Origin of the sequence: Leifsonia sp. SIMBA_070, from assembly GCF_046534635.1 — a bacterium.
Taxonomy (GTDB): Bacteria; Actinomycetota; Actinomycetes; order Actinomycetales; family Microbacteriaceae; genus Leifsonia.
The window spans coordinates 1-255 of the sequence record NZ_JAWRYK010000559.1; the positions used below are offsets into that span (position 1 = coordinate 1).

Below are 255 nucleotides of genomic sequence, written 5' to 3' on the forward strand. Positions count from 1 at the left end.
GGAATCCGACGTCGTGATCACCATGGGCTGCGGGGACGCCTGTCCGGTCTTCCCGGGAAAACGCTATGAGGACTGGAAGCTCGATGACCCGGCCGGCCAGGGCCTGGACGCTGTCCGCCCCATCCGCGACGACATCAAGGCCCGCATCCGGGACCTGATCACCGACCTGCTGCCGGCCCGGTAACACCCCCTTTGTTGAAAGAGATCCACATGCCTGAGAACACTGAAACCGGACTTTCCCCACTTCCCGTCGCC

1 pseudogene is annotated in these 255 nt (G+C 63.9%); it reads left to right on the forward strand.

The features are described 5' to 3' along the window. Positions 1-184 (forward strand): annotated as a pseudogene (locus SB754_RS21445) (hypothetical protein); the annotation flags it as partial. Positions 185-255: the final 71 nt, after the last annotated feature.